The sequence below is a fragment of the Arthrobacter sp. ok909 genome, assembly GCF_900104405.1.
GTDB classification, from domain to species: Bacteria; Actinomycetota; Actinomycetes; order Actinomycetales; family Micrococcaceae; genus Arthrobacter; species Arthrobacter humicola.
Window position 1 is genome coordinate 1 of sequence record NZ_FNJS01000046.1, and the last position, 23,442, is coordinate 23,442.

The 23,442-nt window shown below is 64.3% G+C and carries 21 protein-coding genes and 2 pseudogenes; 13 read left to right on the forward strand and 10 right to left on the reverse strand.

Going from position 1 to position 23,442, the window contains the following annotated elements; all coding sequences use genetic code 11:
• The 4 genes from BLR03_RS22140 to BLR03_RS22155 all read left to right on the forward strand — a co-directional run.
• The coding region (locus BLR03_RS22140; protein WP_091256560.1) for an aspartate ammonia-lyase at positions 1 to 1,380 on the forward strand (1,380 nt) is incomplete at its 5' end.
• Positions 1,381 to 1,530: 150 nt separating this feature from the next.
• Positions 1,531 to 2,832, forward strand: a complete 1,302-nt coding sequence (locus tag BLR03_RS22145; protein WP_091256562.1) for a dicarboxylate/amino acid:cation symporter — start codon at positions 1,531 to 1,533, stop codon at positions 2,830 to 2,832.
• Positions 2,833 to 2,904: 72 nt separating this feature from the next.
• On the forward strand, positions 2,905 to 3,198 hold the full coding sequence (locus BLR03_RS22150) for a winged helix-turn-helix domain-containing protein (protein WP_091256564.1): 294 nt from the start codon (positions 2,905 to 2,907) through the stop codon (positions 3,196 to 3,198).
• A gap of 237 nt (positions 3,199 to 3,435) precedes the next feature.
• Positions 3,436 to 4,293 (forward strand): prephenate dehydratase, encoded by an 858-nt coding sequence (locus BLR03_RS22155; protein WP_091256565.1) that lies wholly within the window; start codon positions 3,436 to 3,438, stop codon positions 4,291 to 4,293.
• A gap of 429 nt (positions 4,294 to 4,722) precedes the next feature.
• Here BLR03_RS22155 and BLR03_RS22160 read toward each other — a convergent pair whose 3' ends face one another.
• From BLR03_RS22160 to BLR03_RS22170, 4 genes are all read right to left on the reverse strand, one after another.
• Positions 4,723 to 4,998 carry a hypothetical protein gene (locus BLR03_RS22160; RefSeq protein ID WP_091256567.1) on the reverse strand — a complete coding sequence of 92 codons (276 nt, stop codon included), beginning with the start codon at positions 4,996 to 4,998 and terminating at the stop codon, positions 4,723 to 4,725.
• A 190-nt stretch (positions 4,999 to 5,188) separates the two neighbouring features.
• Positions 5,189 to 5,611 carry an MFS transporter gene (locus BLR03_RS22165; protein WP_368086996.1) on the reverse strand — a complete coding sequence of 141 codons (423 nt, stop codon included), beginning with the start codon at positions 5,609 to 5,611 and terminating at the stop codon, positions 5,189 to 5,191.
• An 11-nt stretch (positions 5,612 to 5,622) separates the two neighbouring features.
• A complete protein-coding gene (locus tag BLR03_RS25070; RefSeq protein WP_254788655.1) occupies positions 5,623 to 5,799 on the reverse strand; it encodes a hypothetical protein in 177 nt (58 codons plus the stop codon).
• A 423-nt stretch (positions 5,800 to 6,222) separates the two neighbouring features.
• Entirely contained in the window at positions 6,223 to 6,921 is a 699-nt protein-coding gene (locus BLR03_RS22170; protein ID WP_091256571.1) for a maleylpyruvate isomerase family mycothiol-dependent enzyme, read from the reverse strand.
• A 146-nt stretch (positions 6,922 to 7,067) separates the two neighbouring features.
• On the opposite strand from BLR03_RS22170, the gene BLR03_RS22175 reads away from it, so the two are divergent.
• The 4 genes from BLR03_RS22175 (at position 7,068) to catC (ending at position 10,762) form a co-directional block, all read left to right on the forward strand.
• Entirely contained in the window at positions 7,068 to 8,291 is a 1,224-nt protein-coding gene (locus BLR03_RS22175) for an MFS transporter (RefSeq protein WP_302846614.1), read from the forward strand.
• A 133-nt stretch (positions 8,292 to 8,424) separates the two neighbouring features.
• Positions 8,425 to 9,363, forward strand: coding sequence for a LysR substrate-binding domain-containing protein (locus tag BLR03_RS22180; protein ID WP_091256572.1), 939 nt, complete (start codon positions 8,425 to 8,427; stop codon positions 9,361 to 9,363).
• Positions 9,360 to 10,463: a mandelate racemase/muconate lactonizing enzyme family protein gene (locus BLR03_RS22185; RefSeq protein ID WP_091256574.1), complete on the forward strand. Its 1,104-nt coding sequence runs from the start codon at positions 9,360 to 9,362 to the stop codon at positions 10,461 to 10,463. The genes BLR03_RS22180 and BLR03_RS22185 overlap by 4 nt, the downstream gene beginning before the upstream one ends.
• Before the next feature lie 20 nt (positions 10,464 to 10,483).
• Positions 10,484 to 10,762 carry a muconolactone Delta-isomerase gene (gene catC / locus BLR03_RS22190; protein WP_091256576.1) on the forward strand — a complete coding sequence of 93 codons (279 nt, stop codon included), beginning with the start codon at positions 10,484 to 10,486 and terminating at the stop codon, positions 10,760 to 10,762.
• Positions 10,763 to 10,801: 39 nt separating this feature from the next.
• Here catC and BLR03_RS22195 read toward each other — a convergent pair whose 3' ends face one another.
• The 5 genes from BLR03_RS22195 to benA all read right to left on the reverse strand — a co-directional run bounded on the left by BLR03_RS22195 (position 10,802) and on the right by benA (position 18,174).
• Positions 10,802 to 13,633 (reverse strand): ATP-binding protein, encoded by a 2,832-nt coding sequence (locus tag BLR03_RS22195; RefSeq protein WP_091256602.1) that lies wholly within the window; start codon positions 13,631 to 13,633, stop codon positions 10,802 to 10,804.
• 62 nt (positions 13,634 to 13,695) lie between these two features.
• Positions 13,696 to 14,523, reverse strand: a complete 828-nt coding sequence (locus tag BLR03_RS22200; protein WP_091256578.1) for a 1,6-dihydroxycyclohexa-2,4-diene-1-carboxylate dehydrogenase — start codon at positions 14,521 to 14,523, stop codon at positions 13,696 to 13,698.
• Positions 14,523 to 16,094: a benzoate 1,2-dioxygenase electron transfer component BenC gene (benC, locus tag BLR03_RS22205; protein WP_091256580.1), complete on the reverse strand. Its 1,572-nt coding sequence runs from the start codon at positions 16,092 to 16,094 to the stop codon at positions 14,523 to 14,525. Before benC ends, BLR03_RS22200 begins: the two co-directional genes overlap by 1 nt.
• Before the next feature lie 124 nt (positions 16,095 to 16,218).
• Positions 16,219 to 16,755 carry a benzoate 1,2-dioxygenase small subunit gene (gene benB / locus BLR03_RS22210; protein ID WP_091256582.1) on the reverse strand — a complete coding sequence of 179 codons (537 nt, stop codon included), beginning with the start codon at positions 16,753 to 16,755 and terminating at the stop codon, positions 16,219 to 16,221.
• Between the two features lie 36 nt (positions 16,756 to 16,791).
• Positions 16,792 to 18,174, reverse strand: coding sequence for a benzoate 1,2-dioxygenase large subunit (benA, locus tag BLR03_RS22215; protein WP_091256584.1), 1,383 nt, complete (start codon positions 18,172 to 18,174; stop codon positions 16,792 to 16,794).
• Positions 18,175 to 18,495: 321 nt separating this feature from the next.
• Here benA and catA point away from each other — a divergent pair, with 321 nt between their 5' ends.
• Complete coding sequence (catA, locus tag BLR03_RS22220; RefSeq protein ID WP_091256587.1) at positions 18,496 to 19,392, forward strand: catechol 1,2-dioxygenase; 897 nt, start codon at positions 18,496 to 18,498, stop codon at positions 19,390 to 19,392.
• Positions 19,393 to 19,496: 104 nt separating this feature from the next.
• The gene (locus BLR03_RS22225; protein ID WP_091256589.1) at positions 19,497 to 20,780 is read left to right on the forward strand and encodes a benzoate/H(+) symporter BenE family transporter; all 1,284 of its coding nucleotides are present in this window, start codon (positions 19,497 to 19,499) and stop codon (positions 20,778 to 20,780) included.
• Between the two features lie 596 nt (positions 20,781 to 21,376).
• Here the strand turns inward: BLR03_RS22225 and BLR03_RS22230 are convergent.
• Complete coding sequence (locus BLR03_RS22230; protein ID WP_091256591.1) at positions 21,377 to 21,685, reverse strand: hypothetical protein; 309 nt, start codon at positions 21,683 to 21,685, stop codon at positions 21,377 to 21,379.
• 109 nt (positions 21,686 to 21,794) lie between these two features.
• Here BLR03_RS22230 and BLR03_RS25075 point away from each other — a divergent pair.
• The 3 genes and pseudogenes from BLR03_RS25075 to BLR03_RS22245 all read left to right on the forward strand — a co-directional run.
• A pseudogene (locus BLR03_RS25075) lies at positions 21,795 to 21,984 on the forward strand (YceI family protein); the annotation flags it as partial.
• Between the two features lie 102 nt (positions 21,985 to 22,086).
• A pseudogene (locus tag BLR03_RS22240) lies at positions 22,087 to 22,209 on the forward strand (FMN reductase); the annotation flags it as partial.
• A 186-nt stretch (positions 22,210 to 22,395) separates the two neighbouring features.
• The gene (locus BLR03_RS22245) at positions 22,396 to 23,334 is read left to right on the forward strand and encodes a helix-turn-helix domain-containing protein (protein ID WP_091256593.1); all 939 of its coding nucleotides are present in this window, start codon (positions 22,396 to 22,398) and stop codon (positions 23,332 to 23,334) included.
• Positions 23,335 to 23,442 lie beyond the last annotated feature (108 nt).

Sequence of the window (23,442 nt, forward strand, 5' to 3'; positions counted from 1 at the left end):
GAACACGACCTCCTCGGCGACCGGGATGTTCCCGCCGACGCCTACTGGGGCGTCCACACCCTCCGGGCCGTGGAGAACTTCCCCATCACCGGCCAGCCACTGTCCTCCAACATGTACCTGGTCCGCGGACTGGCTGCCGTGAAACTGGCCGCCGCCCGCACCAACCACGAGCTCGGGCTGCTCGACGCCGAGCGCGCCCGGGCCATCGAGGATGCCTGCGCCGACATCATGAACGGCAAGCTCAGCGAGCAGTTCGTCGTGGACGTCATCCAGGGCGGTGCCGGGACGTCCTCGAACATGAACGCCAACGAGGTGATCGCCAACCGGGCCCTGGAAATCCTCGGCCGCCCCAAGGGCGACTACGCACGGCTGCACCCCAACGACCACGTCAACCTCAGCCAGTCCACCAACGACGTCTATCCCACGGCGGTCAAGCTCGGCACGATCTTCGCCGCCCGGGAACTCCTCGAAGCGCTCACCGAGCTCGAGGACGCCTTCGCCGCCAAGGCCCTTGAATTCCGCACGGTGGTGAAGATGGGCCGCACCCAACTGCAGGACGCCGTCCCCATGACACTCGGCCAGGAATTCGGCACCTACGCCGTCACGATCGGGGAGGACCGGCTCCGCCTGGCCGAAGCCGACCTGTTGATCCACGAAATCAATCTCGGCGCCACGGCGATCGGCACCGGCCTGAACGCCCCGGCCGGGTACGCCGCGGCCGCCTGCCGGCACCTGGCCGACATCACGGGCCTTCCGCTCGTCACCGCAGTGGACCTGATCGAGGCCACGCAGGACGTCGGCGCCTTTGTGCACCTCTCCGGCGTGCTGAAGCGGGTCGCCGTGAAACTGTCCAAGATCTGCAACGACCTCCGGCTGCTCTCCTCCGGCCCGCGCGCCGGGCTTGGCGAAATCAACCTTCCCGCAGTGCAGTCCGGCTCCTCGATCATGCCCGGCAAGATCAACCCGGTCATCCCGGAAGTGGTCAGCCAGGTCGCCTACGAGGTCATCGGCAACGACGTCACCATCACCATGGCCGCCGAGGCCGGCCAGCTCCAGCTCAACGCCTTCGAACCGATCATCGTCCACAGCCTCCACAAGAGCATCTCCCACCTGGAAGCCGCCTGCCGCACCCTCACGGCCCGCTGCGTCCGGGGCATTACCGCCAACACCGAGCACCTCCGCCTCACGGTGGAACAGTCAATCGGCCTCGTCACCGCCCTCAACCCGCATCTGGGCTACGCCACAGCCACGGCCATCGCGCAGGAAGCCCTCGCCACCGGCAAGGGCGTCGCGGAACTCGTCCTCGAACACGGGCTCCTGACCGCCGAGCAGCTAACCGAGCTCCTCAGCCCGCAGCGCCTCGCCAACCTGAGCAAGTAGCCGCCGCACACCCACGACCCCGCCCGACCAGGGAGCGAGGGGCACGCCGTCGTGCCCAAAATCCCGACCGACTCCAGAGAAAACGGAACTCGATGACGAGGACCGTTCCAGCACCGGGCCACCAACCCGGCCTCTACCCAAGGACTGACTATGAAAAACAAATCAACGATGTGGATCCTGGCAGCGCTCCTGCTCGGAATCCTCGGCGGTCTGCTCTTCCACTGGCTGCTGCCGGTGGCCACGCGCGAATCCGTCGTGGCGGTCCTCGACACCGTGACGCACATGTTCCTGAACCTGATCAAAATGATCATTGCCCCGCTGATCTTCGCCACCCTCGTCTCCGGCATCGCAGGAGCGGCCAAATCCGCCGGGGTGGGCAAGCTCTTTGGCCGCTCGATGATCTGGTTCCTGTCCGCCTCCGTCCTGGTGGGCGCCTTCGGCTTCATCACGGCCCATGTACTCAACGTCGGTGACGGGCTCCACCTGATGCCGGGAGGCGACGCGGGGATGGAAACGAAGCCCCTCGATTACCAGGCGTTTGTTACCCACATCATCCCCACGAGCGTCTTCGCCGCACTGACCGAAAACAACCCCCTTCAGATCCTTGTCTTCGGGGCTCTCTTCGGCATCGCCCTGCTGAACCTCCGGAAGAAGGGCGGCTCCTCCATAGCGGATGCCATCGACGAACTGATGGGCGTCATGCTGAAGGTCACCGGATATGTGATGAAGGCGGCGCCGGTGGGCGTTTTCGCCGGTATCGCGGCAGCCTTCACCTCCAAGGGCGTGGACGCTTTCGCTACCTACGCCTCGTTCATCGGCGGGTTCTACCTCTCCCTCTCCGCACTCTGGGCGATCATGATCGCCGTCGCGGTCGCCTTGCTCGGACGGGCCGCCTTCCGGCTGGTCCGGATTGTGCGTGAACCCATGGTTATTGCGTTCGCCACCTCCAGCAGTGAAGCCGCCCTGCCCAAGCTCATCGAAGGCCTGACCAAGTTCGGCATCGACAAGCGCACCACCGGTTTCGTGCTGCCACTGGGTTACTCGTTCAACGTGGACGGTTCCATGATGTACATGACCTTCGCGTCGGTCTTCCTGATCAACGCCTACGGCATCGGCATGGACCTTGGCCAGCAGATCGCGATGACCGCAATGCTCCTCCTCAGCAGCAAGGGCATGGCCGGCGTGCCCCGCGGGTCACTCGTCGTCGTCGCCGCCGTGGTCCCTGCCTTCGGTATCCCCGTCGCCGGGATTGGTGTCCTGCTGGTAATCGACCAGCTCCTGGACATGGGGCGCACCGCCACCAACATCCTGGGAAATGCCATCGCCACCGCGGTGATCGGCCGGAACCACGACAAGTCCACGTCCCTCCTCGAGGCGTCGCGCGCCGGCACCGCAGACGACGCCCAAGACACTGAGGACAGCCGGCAACCCGAGCTCGTTTCGAGGCACTGACCGGCACCCGGTCGGTTAACTAAATTTTGAACCTGCAAACGGACCCTCACCCGGGATGAAAGGCCATCGCCAATGACCGCTGACTTTGAAGTCCAGAGCCCGATGGACGTGAACCGCATTGAGCGGACGGAAAGAGCGAGAAGCGCACCGATCAAATCACAAATCATCGACTACCTGCGAAGTCATGGTGCAAGCAAAGTAGCTGACATCAGCGACGGTATCGCGTCCTCGCGGGGCGCCGTCAGATACCACCTGGCGGCGATGGAGAACGCCGCGATCGTCCGTTCCAACATTTCCCCCGGAGCGAGATGTCGGTTCACGCCCTTTTACGGCATCGCTCCTGAAAAAGCGGAGTCGAACTCCTAGCCGAGGGCGCTGGCTACCATGTTTGAGGACGACGGCGGGACCTCCCGCCGTCGTCCTCTGTGCTCTTGCGGGCATTGCGGCCCCACTCCCCAGGACAGATGAGGCTGTCCTGTATTTGCGCCAGGAGCCGGCAACAGTCGACCAAAAACGGATTTTCAGCCCCGGACGGAGGTCCCGAAGGGACACAGTGGGTCTCCAGTTGGGTGAGCTGGCCCCTGAGGTGAAAACATACGGACCATGGCCCAGAAGATTGCGTACCAGGGTGAACCCGGCGCCAACTCCAATATCGCGTGTCAACAGATGTTCCCCGAGTTGGAAAGCGTTCCCTGCGCCAGCTTCGAGGACGCTTTCGAGCTGGTCACCAGCGGGGAGGCCGAGCTGGCCATGATCCCGATCGAGAATTCGATTGCCGGCCGCGTGGCGGACATCCATATTCTGCTTCCCAAGTCGCACCTGCAGATCGTGGGCGAGTTCTTCTTGCCCATACACTTCGACCTCTTAGGCATCCCGGGCAGCACCATCGAAGGTGCCACCGAGGTCCACAGCCACATCCACGCCCTTGGACAGTGCCGCCGACTGATCCGCGACGCCGGGCTCCGGCCCGTCATTGCCGGCGACACCGCCGGTTCCGCCCGGGAGGTCCGGGAATGGAACGACCCCGCCAAACTGTCCCTCGCTCCCCCGCTGGCGGCCCAGATCTATGGTCTGGAGGTGCTGGCATCGCGCGTTGAGGACGACCCCTCCAACACCACCCGCTTTGTGGTCCTGGCCCGGGAAAAGAACCTGCCCACCCGGGATGAGTTGGCCGGGCCGGCAGTGACCAGCTTTGTGTTCCGCGTCCGGAACGTCCCCTCGGCGCTCTACAAGGCGCTGGGCGGGTTCGCCACGAACGGGGTGAACATGACGCGGCTGGAGAGCTACATGGTGGGTGACGAGTTCGCCGCCACCATGTTCATGGTGGACGTGGAGGGCCACCCCGAGGACCTGCCGCTCCGGCTGGCCCTCGAGGAGCTGGATTTCTTCACCACCGAGGTGCGCATCCTGGGCGTCTACCCCGCTGCCGACCATCGGACCGCACGGGCACTCAGCAGCTAAGCGCCACCGGCTGAAGGGCCATCGGCCACATCACCCCTGCATGCCGCGCCCAGGGAAGGCGCACTCCAAAGTTGTACTTCTACTCGATGATGTTCTAGGTCAGCATCTTCAGCAGCCCGTCAGGACCGGTCGGGGCCACGTCCTGCTCCTTGGGCATCCTCATCAACTCGCGGGCGGCCTCGGATTTCTCTGTCGGTTTGTCAACGGGATCACCGCGCGGCGTGACGAGCCAGATACACCGTTAGACGGACACTCCCCGCGCCCCGAATCGCAGGGGCCCGGTTCCCTTCTTTGTACTGAATTGCTACGACCGTTAGCCCAACCAATGAACACACAAAGAGGCCATAACCGTCGCTTAGTGCCCCGGCTGCCTTTCGATCACATGGAAACGCCCCGGACCAGCGTGGTCGGGGCTTGCGTGGGCGTCTGCTAGCGCCCGATGCGGACGGTGAGATCCAAATAGATATCGTTATCAGCGACAAAGCGAGCCTGGAGGTAGCGGGCAAGGCTCTCGTCGGTAGCGGTGTGGACGCTTTGCGCGATCGCTCCTCGCAGCAGCGCCTGGGTATCGGTGGACTTGACGACATCCAGCGGCGCCCACCCGCGATGACCGCCGGTAAGACGTTCTATGTCCGTGCGGAAGGAGCGCTTGTGGTCTTCGCGGACAGTAGCGCGCATGGTGAACGGGATAAAGGGAGTGGGCACTGAGGTCCTTTCAAGAGGCAGCCGGTCGTCGACGCCCCAGTTAGAACAAGTCCGCTGCAGCCCCCGCTATTCCTCCGAAGCAGTTGTCCAGTATCACGGCGCCGGGATGGCATCCCCGCTATCGGCCCTGGGGCCACTCACATCTGTCCTACTGATCAGCCCCTTGCTGAAATACGCCCTTGCCGCCGGTCTATCCGGTGAGGTTCTTCGCCCGGGTTTCCGGAAGACTCCACGCGACCAGCGTGGAGATTGCCAGCAGAACCACCACATAGATGGTGAACGCTCCCGGACCGAACGACGCATTCGCCCAGTTCTGGAGATACGGTGCCGTCCCACCGAAAACGGCAACGGCGACGGCGTAGGGCACAGCGACGCCCACTGTGCGGATCCGGGTGGGGAAGAGCTCTGCGAACACTGCAGGTGAAATGGACAGCGTTGCACCCATGAAAACCAGGATGATGGTGGCAGGCAGAAAGAGGGACCAGAAGCTCTGACCCACGGTGTTTATCAGCAGCGGGAAGAGGATGATGGGCACGCCGGTGCCTATCAAGAGGCTGGGTCGGCGGCCGAAACGGTCAGAGAACTTGCCCCAGAACGGCAAGGAAATGATCAGTACGACGTTGCTTAGAAGGCAAAGGAGATCATGCCCGGCCGCTGGGCCGCCCTGAAGACTTTGCGCACCTCTGAGCGGCGGGCGGCAAGGGTGCGCTGCGCGAGGACCTGCGGGGAGAACTGGACAATAGTGCCGGTGGCTGCAGGAGTGTGGGCAGCGCCTGCGGAAGATTCCACTGATACAGGCATGGGATTCCTTTCAGCCATGAGTATCCATCCATTCTCGGATCGACCGCGGATGCTGTCTAAGACCAAACTCCGAGGAATGGCATACCCAGACGGCATGAACAGGTCAGGGAAAACACGTGCCCGAGGTGGGACTCGAACTACATTCCCGCCCTTGCGAACTCTGGACTCCCGCGGAAAAACACGGAGTCCGCCCCGGCCCGACCGCCGTACGACCCGATTCGATCCGATCCGATCCGAGGGCAAGGGTGTGCACATTGTGCACACCCTGATTCTTGCCCCATTTGTTGCCAGTCAGAAGCCTGCCGTGACCCTGATGACCGGAATATCGGCTACCAGCAGCATGCTCCGTGCGGCGTTCGCGCCGAACATCGTACGAAGCAGCGGTGGGTGAGACCTTGTCTAGCTCCGACTGGGCCCGTCTGCTTACCAGGACGGCAGTGCCGGCGCCGGGCCGTTCACTTCAATATGTTCGGCGTCCCCACGCGCCAACCACTGGAGCAAGCCCTCACGATCGGACATAACCCGTAGCGTGCCGTTGCCGATGACCCACTCGTCACGTTCTTCGGTCACCAGCGTCATTCCGGGGGCGCCCTTTGCCCGCAAGGACCGCACCACAGCTTCGAGGGCATTCAACAGCGAATCCGGGTCCGCCTCCTCGAGGGTCCAAGCAGTGCCGAGGTCCTGGTGATGCACCACCACCTCGGCAATTCGAAGCGCCACGATGGATGTGGCGGGGAGGCTCTTGCCGTTCAACTGGACGTCCGGGGCCGCGAGGTCCCCGCCCAGCCGCTGGGCCTGTTCGGCAAAGTTCCGGGCAGACTCCCGGAGTTCCCCAATGAGCTCCTGACGGGGAAGGGCGGCGAGGGCCGCGATCGCTTGCGAGCGGGCTTCGCGTGATGCATATAGGGACCGCTCCTCGCCGGAGGCAGCCCATTCGATGAGGTTGACCAGTGCCCGGCCGCTCGAAGCAACGTGGGCGATGACGTCGGCCCTTGTCCACCCCTCGCACAGTGAGGGAACGGTCATCTCATCGTCGGACAGGGAATCGATGGTGGCCAGGAACATCTCGGTTTCCCTGCCTAGGCGGGACAGGTCCGAGTGCAGGCGTGCGGCGTTGATCATCCTGCCAGCCTATCCGCGGGCCGCGGGCCGAACCACTCTCGGGTGCCTGCTGGTCGATATCCAGATCGTATGGATTGAGACGGCACCTTCGCTTCCCGGTGCTGCTCTGACGCCTTGCAGCGCGGGGCGGCACACAATGCAGCGCTTTGATACATCAAGGATATGAATTCCACCCGGGCAGGAACCCGGGTGCCCTCATCGGAGTACTCGTGGGCTCGCAGACCTGCGGCGCCGTGGGCGACTTTTTCGGCCGGCGTCGGCTGATGCTCCTGGGCATCGCCTGGTTCTCCCTCGGAATGTTCGTTACGGCGCTGACCACCACCGCCCCCGCCTTCGGTGCCATGCGCTTCGTCACCGGGCTCGGCTTGGGAGTGGTCATTGCCACTGCCGGCGCCACGATGGCGGAGTTCGCACCCACGGGAAGACGGCAGTTCTACAATGCAGTCGTGTACTCAGGCGTCCCGGCCGGCGGTGTGCTGGCGTCCGTCCTGGGCATCCTGTTCCTTGACAGCATCGGCTGGCGTGGACTGTTCATCATCGGCTCCCTGCCGCTCGTCATTGTCCTGCCCCTTGCCTGGCGCAAGCTGCCGGAATCACCGCGGTGGCTGCTCTCCCGGGGCCGTGAACAGGAGGCCCTGGCCGCATCGCAGCGCACCGGCGTCCCGCTTATCGAAGAGCGGGTGATCCTGCAGGTCGGCGCCGCGCCGCAGAAGTCCGGCTTTGCCGCCGTATTTTCCCGACAATTCGCCGTGGCATCCATTCTGCTGGGCCTGATGTCCTTCTCTGGCCTTCTGCTGACCTATGGACTCAACACGTGGCTGCCGAAAATCATGGAGGGATACGGCTACGGACGGACGTACGCCCTGTTTTTCCCGCTGGCACTGAATCTCGGAGCTGTGGCGGGCGGATTGCTCGCCTCCCGCCTGGCTGACAGGAGCGGCCCTCAGCGCATCATCGCCGCCACATTCGGGCTGGCCACCATCTCCCTGGCGCTCATGACCTTCAGCTTTCCGCTGCCGCTGCTGTTTGCCTTCATTGCTTTGGCCGGAGTGGGCACCTTGGGCACCCAGGTGCTGGTGTACGGGTTCCAGTCCAACTATTTCACCACCAATGCCCGGGCAGCCGGTGTCGCATGGTGCGCCAGCGTGGGGCGGTTGGGCGGGGTGCTCGGGCCGATCATCGGCGGCTGGCTGGCTGCCGCCGGAATCGGCGGTTCCACCGCTTTTTACATCTACGGGGCTGTTGCACTGGTCGGCGCCGTGGTCACTGTCCTGGTCCCCCGTCAGCGCAAGCCGGACGAGGCACAGCACAAAGTCGAGGAGATCGCCGAAAGCCTGACAGAGGAAACCCTCTCCGCTGCCCGGCTTTAGTAGCCGGCGCGGAGCTGCCCGGACCAATTCTGTCAGCAATATGTACTAGTGGCGTCGTTTGTGGTTATTCTATGAATAAATCATCGGCCCAGGGCAGAACGCCCGGGACTGACCGGGCAAAGGGCGGCACCACATGGAGATCCGGCAGTTGAACTACTTCATAGCGGTCGCGGAGGAGCGCCACTTCGGCCGGGCGGCGAAGCGGTTACACATGGCCCAGCCGCCTCTGTCCCAGCAGATCCGCCAGTTGGAAGAGCAGTTGGGAGTACGGTTGCTCAACCGCACCACCCGCCGGGTTGACCTCACAGCGGCGGGCCAACTCCTGCTGGACCGCGGACGGCAGATCGTCAACGACGTCGAAACGCTTCGGGCTGACGTCTACCAGGTAGGCAAAGGCGCCACCGGTGTGCTTCGCGTGGGTTTCTCGGGCTCAGCCACATACGGCCTCATGCCTCAGATCGCCCGCCTTGCCAAACAAGTCATGCCGGGCCTATCTCTTGCCCTGAACGGCGAGATGCTCACGCCATCCATGGAAGCGGGGCTGCGGGACGGCACTTTGGACGCCGCGTTGTTGCGCCCACCCGTGGCTTCCCAGGAGATCGACTACCGGATTGTGACCCGGGAGCCGCTCGTCGTCGCGCTTCCCTCGTTCAGCGCCCTTGCCATAGATCGGACCGTGGCCATGCACGAACTGCAGGACCAGGACTTTATCGCCTACGCGCCCGAATCCGTGCTTTACCGCATCACCTCAGACCTGTGCCGCCAGGCGGGCTTCCAACCCCGCATCGCCCAGGTGGTCGGCGAGACCTCTACGATGCTCGCGTTCGTGGCCGCCGGTGGCGGTGTGGCAGTCATGCCGGCCAGTGTGCGGGCCTTCCAGCTTGAAGGCGTCGCTTACCGCGAGATCGAAAACGTCCCACCGGTGGAACTCGCTGTGGCCTGGATGCGCGGACACCCCTCGGCCCTCTTACAGAATTTCCTGGACGTTGTGGATACCGCAACTGCAGTACCCCCGGCGCCCGCCCCGGCGCCGCGCCCGTTTCCCGTTGATGAAAGGCTTCCCCAGTCATGAAGATCGCAGCCATTGAGGCGATTCCCTATTCGATCCCGTATCTCCATCCACTGCACTTCGCCTCCGGTTCCGTGCATGAGGCGGACCATGTGCTCATCAGGCTTCGCACGGACGACGGCGTGGTGGGCACCGCCGACACCCCGCCGCGTCCCTACACCTACGGTGAGACGCAGAAGTCCATCGTTGCGGTAGTGGAGGATATTTTTGCTCCCCAGCTGATCGGCGTGGACATTTTTGACCGCGAGAAGATCCAGACAATCCTGTACCGGACGGTGCACAACCAGACGGCCAAGGGTGCCGTGGACATCGCCGTGTGGGACGCGATCGGCAAGACCCTCGGACAGCCGGTGACGAAACTGCTGGGCGGGTATTCCGACTCGCTGCGGGTCTCCCACATGCTCGGCTTCAAGCCCGCACAGGAATTGCTGGCCCTGGCCCTGGAATTCCGTGAGACCCATGGCATCAACACGTTTAAGCTCAAGACCGGCCGCCGTCCGCTTCACCTCGACATCGAAGCCGCCCGGGTCCTGCGGGAGGGCCTTGGCGACGACGCCGGGCTCTACATGGACGCCAACCGTGGCTGGTCCGCCAACGAGGCCGCCGAGGTACTGCGGCGGACTGCGGACCTGGGCCTGGAGTTCCTCGAGGAACCTGACGACGCCCGCGAAGTACTGGGCCGGCGCCGCCTGGTGGAGAACTCCCCCATCCCCATCGCCGCGGACGAATCCGCCGCCAACCTTGGTGAGGCCGCACGGGAAATCCTGACCGGCGGCGCGAACCTCCTGGCGGTGAAGACGGCCCGATCCGGTTTTACGGAGGCCGCCAAAATCGTCGGGATGGCGGAGGGTATGGGCATCGACGTCTACATTGGCAACCAGATCGACACCCAGGTGGGCACGGTCGCCTCAGTGGTCTTCGGTGCCGCATTTGCCCACACAGCCAAGCGCGCAGCGGAACTATCCAACTACCTGGACATGGCCGACGACCTGTTGGCCGAACCGTTGGAGATCACCGGCGGCCGCATCCTTGTGCCTGACGGCCCGGGCGTGGGCACCGCCGTTGACGAGGACAAGCTCGCCCTTTACCGCACTGACCGTTAGCCATCCACCGAGAGGACACCATGAAGTACCTGGTCCACATGGACGTAAAACTTCCCGCCGAACTGCCCGCCGCTGAGGCCGCCGAGGTCAAGGCCAAGGAGAAGGCCTACTCGCAGCAACTTCAGCGCTCCGGCAAGTGGCCGGAAATCTGGCGCGTCGTGGGGGAATATGCCAACTACTCGATCTTCGACGTCGACTCGAACGACGAACTCCATGAGATCCTGCAGAACCTGCCGCTGTTCTCCTACATGGACATCTCGGTGGTTCCGCTCGCGAAGCACCCTTCCGACGTCAAGTAGCACCGGCAGCAGCGGCCCAAACGCCGGCCGTGTTCCGGGTCAGTCCTTGGCCCGGAACACGGCCGCGAGTTCGCTGCGGGAACGGATCCCCATTTTCCGGTAGAGCCGGGTCAGGTGGTACTGCACCGTCTTCTCCGCAAGGAACAGGGCCCGGGCCGCCTCCTTGTTGGTGGCCCCGGCCGCCACCAGCTCGGCCACAGCCCGCTCCTGGGCGGTGAGCTGGGCGTGGTGGTCGCTGACGGCAGTCAGCACAGGGTCGGCCGGGTCGGGCAGGTTGCCGGCGTCGAGGCCTGTCGCCTTGAGTTCCCGGTCGCACCGCTCCACATAGGTGGCCGCCCCCAGGGAGTCGTACAGGTCACGGGCCGCACGCAGCACCGACGATGCGAGGCGCCGTTTGCCGGCCCGGCGCATGCTTTGACCGAACGCAAAACTGATCCGCGCGCGCAGATACGGCCGGTTAAGCCCCCGGAGGTGTCCCAGGGCCGCCTCGAAGTGTTCCCTGGCCGTCTCAGGATCCCCCTGCGCAGCCAGGAGCCGGCCCCTGGCCCATGCCATGCGCGCCAGGTCCGAGGGTACTTCCCGCTCCCGCGGCACGCTCTCAAACGCCGTGAGGAACGATTCGGCGGCGTCGAGCTGGTCAGTCATGACCAGGGCGTTGACGTACGTATCCTGCCACGGCCAGAAGGACACCCGGTTCTCCGTCCACGGGTCCAGCTCCGTCAGCGGCTGCAGCACGGCCAAAGCGCTTTCATAGTCCGCCCTCGCCTCGTGGAAACGGGCACGGGCGAGACTTGCCGGCACCTGCATGGCACGGTACGTCCCAGGCTGTACCGCGGCCTGAGAAACGTAGTAGCGGGCCCGCTCCCAGTCTCCCCGCATGGACCAGAGCTCCGCCGCGGTCCAGTAAAGCAGCGGGCGGACCAGCGGCATCCGCGAGGTCTCGAGGCGCACGGAAGCACGCGCCACGGTGGCGGCGGCGGCATCCCAGTTGCCCAGCACCAGATGGGTGCGCGCCAGCCAGGCCTCCGCCCACAGGGAAATCCGCATCGACCCGCCCCGGTACTCAGTGGGAGCCGCGGACTCGAAATTCACCAGCGCTGACTCAACATTGTCAAGGCGCAGTGCCAGCCAGCCAGCACCCATCTGGACCCGCTGCTTCTGGGCGTTCTCGGCAGCATGTTCGAAGGCCCGGTGATAGGAGGCCTCTGCCTCCGAAATCCGGCCCTGCGCATACAGGCCCAGGCCGTAGATGGCCTCTGACTCGATGTAGGCGGGGGTTCCCGGCTGCGTAAGCGCCATGGCCCGCTCTGCCCAACCGGTAATCAGTGGGCCGTCCCAGGACGCTACCCCGTGCAGAACGAATCGCTGCGCCACCTGCGCGGCGGCGGAGGGATCACGCTGGGGGTTGCAGGTCCGCCATGCCATCTCCAGCTGCGTTTGCGCGCTGCCGTTCTGCCCCGACGCCGTCGAGAGGTAGCCCAATACCGAGGAACGGAGGGAGGAGGACGGCAGGGCGTCCACTGCCGCGGCCCACATCTGCGCCTGGGCAATGTCGCCAGAACCCACCAGAGCATCCACGGCTCTCAGGAGCCTGTCGTTCCGGGAGCGGATGTCCAAGGAGAGCCGGGACGCGGAGAACAAAGCTGTTGAGGCATCCTGCCACGCTCCCACCAGGGCCTGGCAGCGGGCGAACTCCTCCAGCTCCTCGGCCAGGGCCTCGTCTGCACCGGGCGTGGCCGAGACGCGGTGGCCCAACCGTTCACCCTCGGCCTGCACAGCCTCGGCGGCCAGCCGGTGCAGCGCAATGCGCCGGCTGGGAACGATCTGTTCGTAGATGGCCTCGGCGGTGCCAGGTGCAAAGAACACGACCGCGGAACGGGCCTGATCAACAGACAACCCCATCAGCCCAGCGCGGTGTCCCTCGTCGAGTACCTCCATGACGGACTTCACCCCGCTGACCCGGGAAACCTCTGCCAGGCCGGCGCTGCGCCCGAGCACGGACGCAGCCTCCGCGACGGAGACCAGCCCCGGGGACGCGGCGTCGAGCACACTTCGCACCCGGGCACGCACCCGGGAAGTCGGAGGCAGGGAGGGAAACCACGTCTGCCAGGTCTCCGCCGGCAACTCGCGGAGCAGCTCCAAGATCGGTTGCGGGAGCCCTCCGGTGTGCTGGACCAGCCCGTGCGCCGCCGTCAGGCTGAGGTCGATGCCGAGCACACGCCGGGAGAGATCCTGAACCTGCTGCGGGGTGAGCGGATCCAGCGGGATACGGGCGACCTGGTGGCCGGTGAGGAAATCCAGAACACCGGCGGGGACAAGGGACGCGTCCTCGGGGTTGAGCGTGAGCACGAACATGATCCGTTGTCCGTGCAGCCGGCGCATGACGAAGGTGAGGATGCGCAGGCTCTCCACGTCGAGTTTGTGAACGTCGTCGACGGCGACAACGACGCTCCCGTGGGACTGTAGTCCTTCGAGATGGGTGGTGAGGGTCGAGGCGTAATTGACCACTTGGGCGGGGGTGAGAGCCGCCACGGGACCCGCGGGCAAGGCCGTGCCGCCGTCGTAATCCTTTGCCGAGCGCAGCGGCAACGTGAGCATGAGCTGGGAGTAGCCGGCGAGGGGAAACTGGGCCTCCCAGTCGTCGCCCATGGCGGACAGCACGCGGACACCACGGGCCACCGTGCGGCAGTGTTCAAGGAAGAACTCCAGCACTGCGGTCTTCCCGGACCCGGATGGACCGGTGATCACCACTGCGCCCGTATTCCCCTTGCGGACCGAGCGGAAAATTTCCAAGAGCTCCTCGAAGACCTTGGACCGGCCAACGAGCGGCAAGCTCTCCGCCATTTCACCGTGAATGGAGCCCGCCGTCATGAGGGAAAGTCTACCGGAGCGGGCCGCACGGCCCTGGCGGCGGGCATCCATCACCGGTGGCCTTAGCCCAGGTCCCCGCCGGCGACTGGAAGGATGGTCCCTGTCAGGTAGGACGCTTCATCTGATCCGAGGAATACGATGGGCGCGGCCTGTTCGTCCAAGGTTCCGTAACGCTTCAAGAAGGACGACTCCACCGTCTGGTCAACGATCGCCTGGTACCAGGCCTTTTCCGTGGGGGACTCAGCCTCCGGCCCACGCTTGACCTTGCGGGGCGGCGCCTCGGTGCCGCCAGGGGCGGTCGCGACCACGCGGATGCCGCGTCCGCCCACCTCCATCGCCAATGACTGGGTCAGGGCGTTGACGCCGCCCTTCGCAGCAGCGTACGGCACGCGGTGCACACCGCGGGTGGCCACCGAGGAAACGTTGACGATGGTGCCCGAGCTCTGCTGCAGCATGGCCGGCAGCACAGCCCGGCAGGTCCAGAGGGTGGGAAAGAGCGAACGCCGGATCTCCTTCTCGATCTTGTCCTCGTCGTACTCTTCGTAGGGGCGGGCCCAGATGGTGCCGCCTACATTGTTGACCAGCACATCGACCCGGCCGTGGGCGTCCAGCGCCGCCGCGACGGCTTGCTGGGCTCCTGCGAAGGTCTCGAGGTCAGCGGTCACAGCGGTAGCCGAGCCTCCTGAAGCGGAGCCTTGTGCGGCGTCCTGGATCCCCCGTGCCACGTCATGGACCAGCCCGGACCGGTCCACCAGGACCACCGCACCGCCCTCGGCACCGATCCGCTCGGCCACTTTCTGGCCAATACCCTGGGCGGAGCCCGTCACGACGGCTACCTTGCCGGCGTACCGGCCCGGAGTAACTAACTGTCCCGCATAAGGGCGCGACATCAGCGGCCGGCCCTGGCGTCGATCGCCGCGGCCATGGTTTCCTTGGCGTCCTGTGCGTGGGCCATCATGACCTCCCGCACCCGAGCCTTGTCCTGGCGCTCGAAGGCATCAACGATATCAAGGTGGTCTTGCGTGACCCGCTCGAAGATTCGGGTCCCCGCCTCAAAGACCGCAGCAATCTGCGCGTGGACGTCGAGCCTGCGGTAGGACTCAAGCAGCATGGGGTTGTCGCAGACGATGAAGAGGTATTCGTGGAACTCCTCGTTGGTCCGCGCGAACTCATCCGGTTCCCGAACGATGCCCGCAGCTACAGAGCGCGTGGTGGCCTCGGCGAGCCGCCGGAACTGGTGCAGCTGTTCCTCGCTGAGGCGGCCCAGCATCAGCTCGCTCACCGCGAGCTCCAGGCCCATGCGGGCGTCCAACTGGGCGAAGCTGTCCTCCTTGCGGAAATCCAGCCGGCCGGTCTCCAGGGACGAGACGGCCTCGCTGCGGGTCATCGTGTCGCCTTCGGCCTGAATCTTCTGCTCAGGTGCCGGTGCACCCGTCTCGGCGTCGCCGCCGGTGGCCTCCTTCGGGGCAAAGCGCTCGAAGTAGAAGCTGGCGGGCTTGATGCCCTCGGAGTCCAGCCACTTCGAAACGGCATTTACCATCGGAGGCGGGCCGCACAGGTAGATGTCAACATCGCCGTCGTTCAGGTGGGAGGGCGCGATGATCTGTGTGACATAGCCTGTGTGGGGAGCGGACGTGCCGGGTTCGGAAGCAATGTAGTCCCAGGTGAATCCGGGCACCTGCGCCTCATATTCCCGCAGCCAGTCCAGGCCGGCGATGTCCGCCTCGCGGGACACGCCGTAAATCAGATGGACCGGTGTCGACGGCGGGTTCTCGGAGAGCTTCTCCAGGATGGACAGGAGCGGGGCCAGGCCGGTGCCACCTGCCAGGAGCAACAGGGGGCGCTTGGGCTCCCGCAGGAAGAACGAGCCGTACGGACCGGTGAACTCGATGGTGTCGCCCACAGCAGCCCTGTCGCGCAGGTATTCGGACATCGCACCCTGCGGTGTGACCCGCACCATGAATGAAGCATTCTGCACCTCGGGGCCGCTGCTGAAGGAGTAGGAGCGCTCCGCGTCGGTTCCGGGGACCTTGATGTTGACGTACTGGCCCGGCAGGAAGGCCAGAGCGTCCCGGTTTTCGACCTCAAGGGTGAAGGAAACTGTGGTTTCCGAGTGCTTGTTGAGTTCCTTCATGGTGGACGTGAAGGTGGTGGCTGAGGTTTTCGCGGATTCCGACGTGGCAGGGATCTGGATGGCCAGATCCGACTCCGGGACCGCCTGGCAGGTGAGCATATAGCCCTTTTCGAGTTCTTCCTCCGTCATGGCGTCGTCAATGTAGTCCCCCGGGTCGAAGGAGCCGGAATCGCAAAATGCCTTACAGGTGCCGCAGGCACCGTCCCGACAGTCTGATGGAATGTTGATGCGTGCCTTGTACGCGGCGTCCATCACGGTCTCGTGGTCACCGACCTTGATGACTTTAGTGACGCCATCCTCGAAGCTGAGGGCTACGTTGTGGCCCATGATTTCCTCCTGATGAGGGTCGCGTCGTCGCGACCCGGGGATAGTGCGGATATGCCCGGCGGGCACGGGTTTCGGAACGGTTGAGGCCGGTGCCCGGGAGTTGCCGGGCACCGGCGCGCGGCCGTCAGATCATGTAGACGTCCACCACGTGGTGGATGTAGTCGTTCTTTAGAACGACCTTCTTTTTCATGATTACCGGCTCCCCGCCGGCGAGATCGATCGTGTAGAAGCTGGTCCCGAAGTACGTGTCCGTTGTGTTGTAGCGGAAGTACAGGGTGAACCAGTTGAAGCGCACCTTCACCTGGTCGCCGTCGTGCTCCACGATCTCGATGTCTGTGATGTTGTGCCCGGTGCGGGGCTCCGGAAGGGAGGTGGCTGAGGACCGATCCGTCTTGATCCGGAAGACACGGTCCTCAATGCCGCCGCGGTTGTCGTAGTAGATGAGCGAGATCTCCTTCTGCGGGTCCTCGGTCAGCCGGTCGTCGACGTCCCATGCGGGCATCCAGAACTCGGAGTCCGGGTGGTAGCACTGAAGCCACTCGTCGAACTGGCGCTCATCCAGCAGGCGGGCTTCCTTGTACAGAAAGGCACGGACAGTTTCGAGGGTGGCGATCTCCTCGACGGTCTTGAGCGCCGCGGCAGGTTTTGTCAGGTTGGTCATGGGTTATGCACTCTCTCTGGTTCCACGTGGTCTGGGTCAGGCGGTGACGGGAAAGGTATCCAGTGCGGAGTGCTCCTCTTCCGCCAGCGCCCGGTCCATGACTTCCTTCCAGTACCCGTGCTGGACGGGGTAGAGCCCCTCGTCCTCGGTGCGCACCCCGGATGCGATGACCTTGGTCATGCCCAGCGCCTGGGCCTGTTCGTCGGGGCCGGCAATCTCGTGGGTGGACCCGCGGGTCATGTCGTTCCATGGCGCCGAGGTGGCCCAGTAGGTCTTGTTGCAGGACCTGAACTCCTCGAGGTCGTCGGGGGTGGCCATGCCGGTGGCGTTGAAGAAGTCCTCGTACTGGCGGATGCGTTTGGATCGATTCTCCTGCGATTCGCCCTTGGGTGCGATGCAGTAGATCGTCACCTCGGTCTGGTCCGCGGAGATGGGACGGAAGTGGCGGATCTGCGAAGAGAATTGGTCCATGATGTAGACATTCGGGTACAGGCAGAGGTTCCGCGAGATGTTGATCATGAAGTTCGCCATCTCCTCGCCGTACTTTGCAACGAGCTCCTCGCGGCGGTCCCACAGAGGACGGTCCTGCGGGTTGGTCCATTCCTGCCACAGCAGTAGGTGTCCGTGGTCGTAGGAATAGAAACCGCCCTTGACCTTGCCCCACTTGCCGGCGTCCATGGCCTTGGTTGTGTTGGCGGAGTCGCCGGCGCTGCGGCGGGCTGTTGTGGCGGCGTAGTTCCAGTGCACGGCGGTAACGTGGTAGCCGTCGGCGCCGTTTTCGGCCTGGACCTTCCAGTTGCCGTCATAGGTGTAGGTAGACGACCCGCGCAGCACCTCGAGTCCTTCCGGGGACTGATCCACGATGGAGTCGATCACCTTGGTGGCGTCGCCCAGGTGCTCTTCGAGCGGGAGAACATCAGCCTTCAAGGAACCGAACAGGAAGCCGCGGTAGGAGTCGAAGCGGGCAACCTTGGTGAGGTCGTGGGAGCCCTCTTTATTGAAAGTCTCCGGGTAGCCGGCGTTGCGGGAGTCTTTCACTTTCAGCAGCTCACCGGAGTTCTTGAACGTCCAGCCGTGGAACGGGCAGGTGAAAGTGGTGCGGTTATCCGTCTTGCGGCGGCACAGCATGGCACCGCGGTGTGAGCAGGCGTTGACGATGCAGTTAAGGTTTTCGTCCTTGTCGCGGGTGATCACCACGGGAGTGCGGCCGATGTTGGTGGTGAAGTAGTCCCCCACATTGGGGATCTGGGACTCGTGGGCCAAGTAAACCCAGTTGCCCTCGAAGATGTGCTTCATCTCCAGTTCGAAAATATCTTCATCGGTGAAAATTTCGCGTTTGGCCCGGATCACGCCGTTCTCGCGGTCGTCGATCACGGCGTCGGCAAGGACCTCGCGGACATGGGTCAGGTTCTCGGTCATGCGTGCTCCTTCATTGGAGAGTGCTGGACGGATGAGCGGGAGGTCCGGGCCAACCCGCGGTGCCCCGAGGGACGTTGTCAGGCAATTCTCCCTTACCGTGACACCACTCACATCAGGCAAACACCTAGCATCGGCCAAGGGTGCCTTTATGTCAGCTTAATGACTAAAAACGGGCCGAATCGATATTTGTAGCGTCCTTATTTCCCACCTACGATGAGACGGACATCACGCGAGGCCGCGTCAGCAGGTGCAGACCCTGCCCCCCCACCGGTTCGCAATGGGCACAGGAAAGCCTTCCTGGACCCCTGTTCAATGAGGAATATGGAGATCACCATGACCGAGACCCAAGCGGAGAGCCGCAAAGAGAATGAGGGCACTGCCGTCGAAGCCGGCTCAAAGGCCACCGAGCGCTTCACCGCCTCAGGCAAGCTCTCGCGGCCGGATGTGCCGAAGGAAAGGGTAAGCCTGCTGGCGGGGGCACTCATCAAAGCCGCCAATGACATCGTCGTCGAACACCAGGTCACGTACGAGGAATACAACGCACTCAAAGCCTGGCTCATCAAGGTGGGAACTGACGGGGAATGGCCACTGTTCCTCGACGTGTGGCTGGAGCACACTGTGGAGGACGTCAACTCCCAGGACCGCCCTGGAACCGTGGGCACCATCGAAGGGCCCTACTACGTGCCGGGCTCCCCTGCACTCCAGACTCCGGCCACCGTGGAGATGCGTGAGGACGAGGAGGGGACGCCGCTGCACTTCAGCGGCCGCTTCACTGACACGGACGGTAACCCCATCCAGAACGCCCAGGTGGAGATCTGGCACGCAGACAGTGCCGGTTTTTACTCCCAGTACGCGCCGGGCCTCCCCGACTGGCTCTTCCGCGCCACCGTCAAGGCAGACGACGACGGCCGCTTCGAAATCAACACGATGCGCCCGGCGCCCTATCAGATTCCCACGGATGGGGCCTGCGGGCAGCTAATCAGCGCAGCAGGCTGGCACGCCTGGCGCCCGGCGCACATACACATCAAGGTCTCCGCGCCCGGCTTCCAGCCCGTAACCCAGCAACTGTACTTCCCCGGCGATCCCCACAACGCGGACGACATCGCCTCGGCAGTCAAGCCCGAGCTCATGCTCGACCCGAAGCCGCGCACGGACGGTCAGGCCGGCGAAGAAGTGGTCTATAACTATGTTCTCGCCAAGGAAGGCCAGCACAAGTAAAAACCACCGCCACAACCAGTGCCGGCGCCTCGGCTCTTGCACGGACGGCGCCCCGGAGTGCCAACTCCGGGGCGCCCGTTTTTCCGCCATTCCCAGGAGCCAGAATGCCGCGATCCCGCCAGATCCCGCCCGCCATGCCCCACACGGAAGCCGCTGCGGCCCCGGAGTCTCAACCGCTGCTGGAACGCCCGGGGGTTCGCCCCGCCGGGGTCCGCCAACTCCTCCGTGACCTGGGCATGCCCTATGTATCGAACGGGGTGATCGGCCTCATCTTCGCCGGCTCAGGGCCGATAGCAGTCACGCTGGCCGTTGGAACGGCGGGCGGACTTACTCACGGCCAGCTTGCGTCCTGGGTGTTTGCCATCCTATTTTCAGGCGGGGCAGCAACCGTCTTCATGTCTCTCCTCTATCGACAACCCCTGGGCTTCGCATGGTCCATTCCCGGCACGGTGCTCCTCGGCCCGTCGCTGCAGCACCTGTCCTTTCCGGAGGTGGTCGGCGCGTTCTTCACGTCCGGATTGCTCATCCTCGCCCTGGGTGCCACCGGAATGGTGCGCCGGATCATGGCGGCGGTCCCGATGCCCATTGTCATGGCCATGGTGGCAGCTGTGTTTTTGAAATTCGGCACAGACATCGTCGCCTCAACGCAGGCGAACCCGGTGGTGGCTGCCCCGATGGTGGCCGTGTTCCTGGTCCTCACAGCCGTGCCCGCCCTGGGCAGGTTCCTTCCCCCGGTGCTCGGCACCCTTGTGGTTGGTTGCCTTGCCGTGGCAGCAAGTGGTCAATTTGCCCTCCCGGATGGCGGACCGATTCTGGCCACCCCGGTCTTCACCCTTCCTGAGTTCACCTGGGCTGCCCAGCTCGAGCTGGTTGTTCCCCTGGCCCTCACCGTGCTGTTCGTTCAGAATGGCCAAGGCGTCGCCGTCCTCCGTGCCGCCGGCCACAATCCGCCGATAAACGTCTTCGCCATCGCTTCGGGGGCTTTTTCCTTGCTCAATGCCGGATGCGGCGCCGTTTCAGCATGCGTGACCGGGCCCACGAACGCCCTGATGACGTCCTCGGGAAGCAGGCAGCGGCAGTACACTGCTGCCGTGGTGTACGGCGTCCTGGCCATGGCCTGCGCCCTCCTGGCCCCCACCCTCACCCGCCTCATGCTCGCAACCCCCAAGGAATTCATCCTCGCCCTGGGCGGCATAGCGATGCTGCGGGCTCTCCAGCAGGCCTTTGTGACCGCCTTCGCCAAGGCCTTCACCTTGGGGTCCCTGGTGACCTTCGTCGTGACCATCTCGGGTTTGAGTCTCTTCAACATCCACCCGGCGTTCTGGGGCCTCGTCATCGGCTACACGGTGTCACGACTCCTTGAGCCCACCGACCATGGCAGTCTCTGACGCCTATTCCACCGACCAGCCCAGCACAGGCAGCACCGGCTCAGGCGACAGCCACTCACTCCCCCGCCATTCTCGCTGCAACAACGCCGGACAGCGCCTGGCTGACGACAGGATTCAAGTGGGCTGCCCGAAAGCGCGGCCCAGTCCGGCACCAGTACGACCCGATCCAACGCCCAGGGTGTGCTGCACATTGTGCACACCCTCTTTCTTGCCCACTTCGCCGCCCCCAACCACGCTGCTTAAACGGCCGTTTGGGCGCGGCAGTTGTGTCTTGGGCGCGATTTCGCTCCGCTAAGAAAAGCAGCCCTCCGGAGCCGGACCGGCTGCAAACAAGCACCGCACAACGGGGCGGCCCTCATGCTGGAAATCAACGAACATCATGGCGGCGCGTTCCTCCTTTCCGAACAACTCATGGAGAAACGAACCGCAAACTACATGACAAACCGACAGACCGGCCCTCCATGAAGTGGGCACGGACCACCAACGCAGCCGAGCCCGCCGCCTCCAAGACCACAAGTCAGCGCCCTCGGAGGAGGACCACCCATCACCAGATGTAACCAACCTGCTGGCTGGGTACAGCTAGCGCGCCTGTTGTACTAGGACTCCTTGCGGCGCCCGCCAAAGATCATCGAGGCCAGCGCCATGACCCCGGTGACGGTGAATACTGCCGGCCACGCCCCGATCTTCTTCGCCAGGGGGTGGGACGCGCCAAAGGCCGTAATATACGTGCCCGTGAGGGCGGCAGCCCGGGCCGAGCCAGCGTCGTTTTTCCAAACCGCGAAGGCGGCCAAGCCGCAGGCTGCCAAAATGGCGCCGCCTGCCTGCCTGTTCCCTGTATCGCGGGCGACCTTGTAGCCGAGCAGGAGACCGGTCTTGGCCAAGCCGGTCGAAATGATGCGAGACATTCGATCTCTCCTTCGGCGGAACGGATAAGCGTTAACTTAAGCATAGGTCCGGCACTTGGAAACGTAGTCGAGCCGACCGCTGATGCCAGCTGACGGCGGTCGGCTCTTCGACGTCGAATTCGGCGGCATGGCGGTGGACACCTTCGGCGCCACCCGCGCCGGCTTCTCCGCCACCCGCGCCGATCTCCCGCAAGGCCTTCGGCATCACCTGGAACGCCGCGCTCGAAGCCGGCGGCGTAATGGTCGGGGACAAAGTCACGATCACCATCGATTCAGCTTTCGTCCTTCCCGCCAGCTGATCCAGGCCCCCGGACCGCAGCCCGCTGAGGGCTGAGCTTTATCCCCCATCCCGATCAATCACCAGCCGCCGAAATCTCCGCGGCGCTCTACAAGGAGTTCACATGTCCACGAACACCGTTCTCACCCTGGTCGGCAGCCTGCGCGCCGGCTCCACCAACGCCCAGCTCGCCGAAGCCATCCAGCTCAACGCTCCCGAGCAGGTCGAGGTCCTCTTCCACGAGAGCACCCGTCCCGGATCTCCGTGCACCACGCTTATCGACGGCAAAAGAAAGAGGGGGCCTCGTAGTGCCGTGAAAAAGATCGGCCACGGCATTCCTGGTGCCCGTACAATCGCCCGATATGACACAGATCACGCAGTCGCCGCCGCGTCCCTCCTCGGGGGCCTCCCATGGCCGGGCTGGTAATACGGCATGATTCGCTTCTCCACGGCGGGCGTCCCCGAGCCGCGGCGGGTGGAACTGTGGGAGAACCACAATGCCAGGTCCCTGATTGGGCTCGGCTGCAGGACTCTCAATGACGCCTCCCTGGAAGCGACGGAGTACAACCTCCTGCTCCCCGGAATCCAGTTCGCCCATGTGGCAGCTAACCCGCACGTGGTTGAACGGACCCGCCGCCACATTTCGGCGACACCGGCTGACGCTGTCGTCGTCTATTTCAATTTGGACGGCGAAGCCTTCTTCTACCACCGGGACGGATGCGAGCTGCTTCGCCCCGGTCAGGCAATTCTGCATGACGCGGACCAGCCCTTCATGCGCGGCTTTTCCCATGGCCTCCGGGAGCTGGCATTGAAGGTCCCCCGCCCTGTTTTCAGGGAAATCTCGGGCCGCAACTCTGTCGGCAAGCCCCGGGTTTTCGAATTCGGGGGCAGCGGCGCAGCGAACAGCCACGCTTGTGCCCTGGTGGAACTGATGAAATCTGCTCTGGCAACCCAGGAATCGGACGGAGAACGTGTGGAGTCAGCCGCGCTTGGTTTGCTCCGTGTCCTCATCAACGGCGCCGGCGGGGACGACGGCCTGGGCCATTTCAGTGCCGCAAAGGCCTTTATTGCCCAACGGTTCCGGGATCCGCGACTGTCGGCGGCCCAAATAGCCGCCGCCGTCGGCATCAGCGAACGACAACTCTCCCCGATCTTCGCCGGAGAAGGCATCAGCGTTGCCCGCTTCATTCTTAACGAAAGGCTCGAGGCGGCACGCCGGAGCGCCTCGGCGCCCAATGCCGCGCGGCAGCCCCTGGGGCAGCTGGCGGCCAGTCTCGGATTTTCCTCACAGGCGCACTTCTCCCGCGCGTACAAGGACCGCTTCGGGATTACCCCCTTGCAGGGCCGACAATACAGCGCCGCGGGGCATTGATCCCCTGGCAGCGTTTTCGGGCACCCCCGCGGAGAAATCTTTTTGCACTTTTCCGCCGCCCTTTTTGCTGCTTTCCGCCTTTCCCGCCCTTCACCTCCCTGCCCGCGC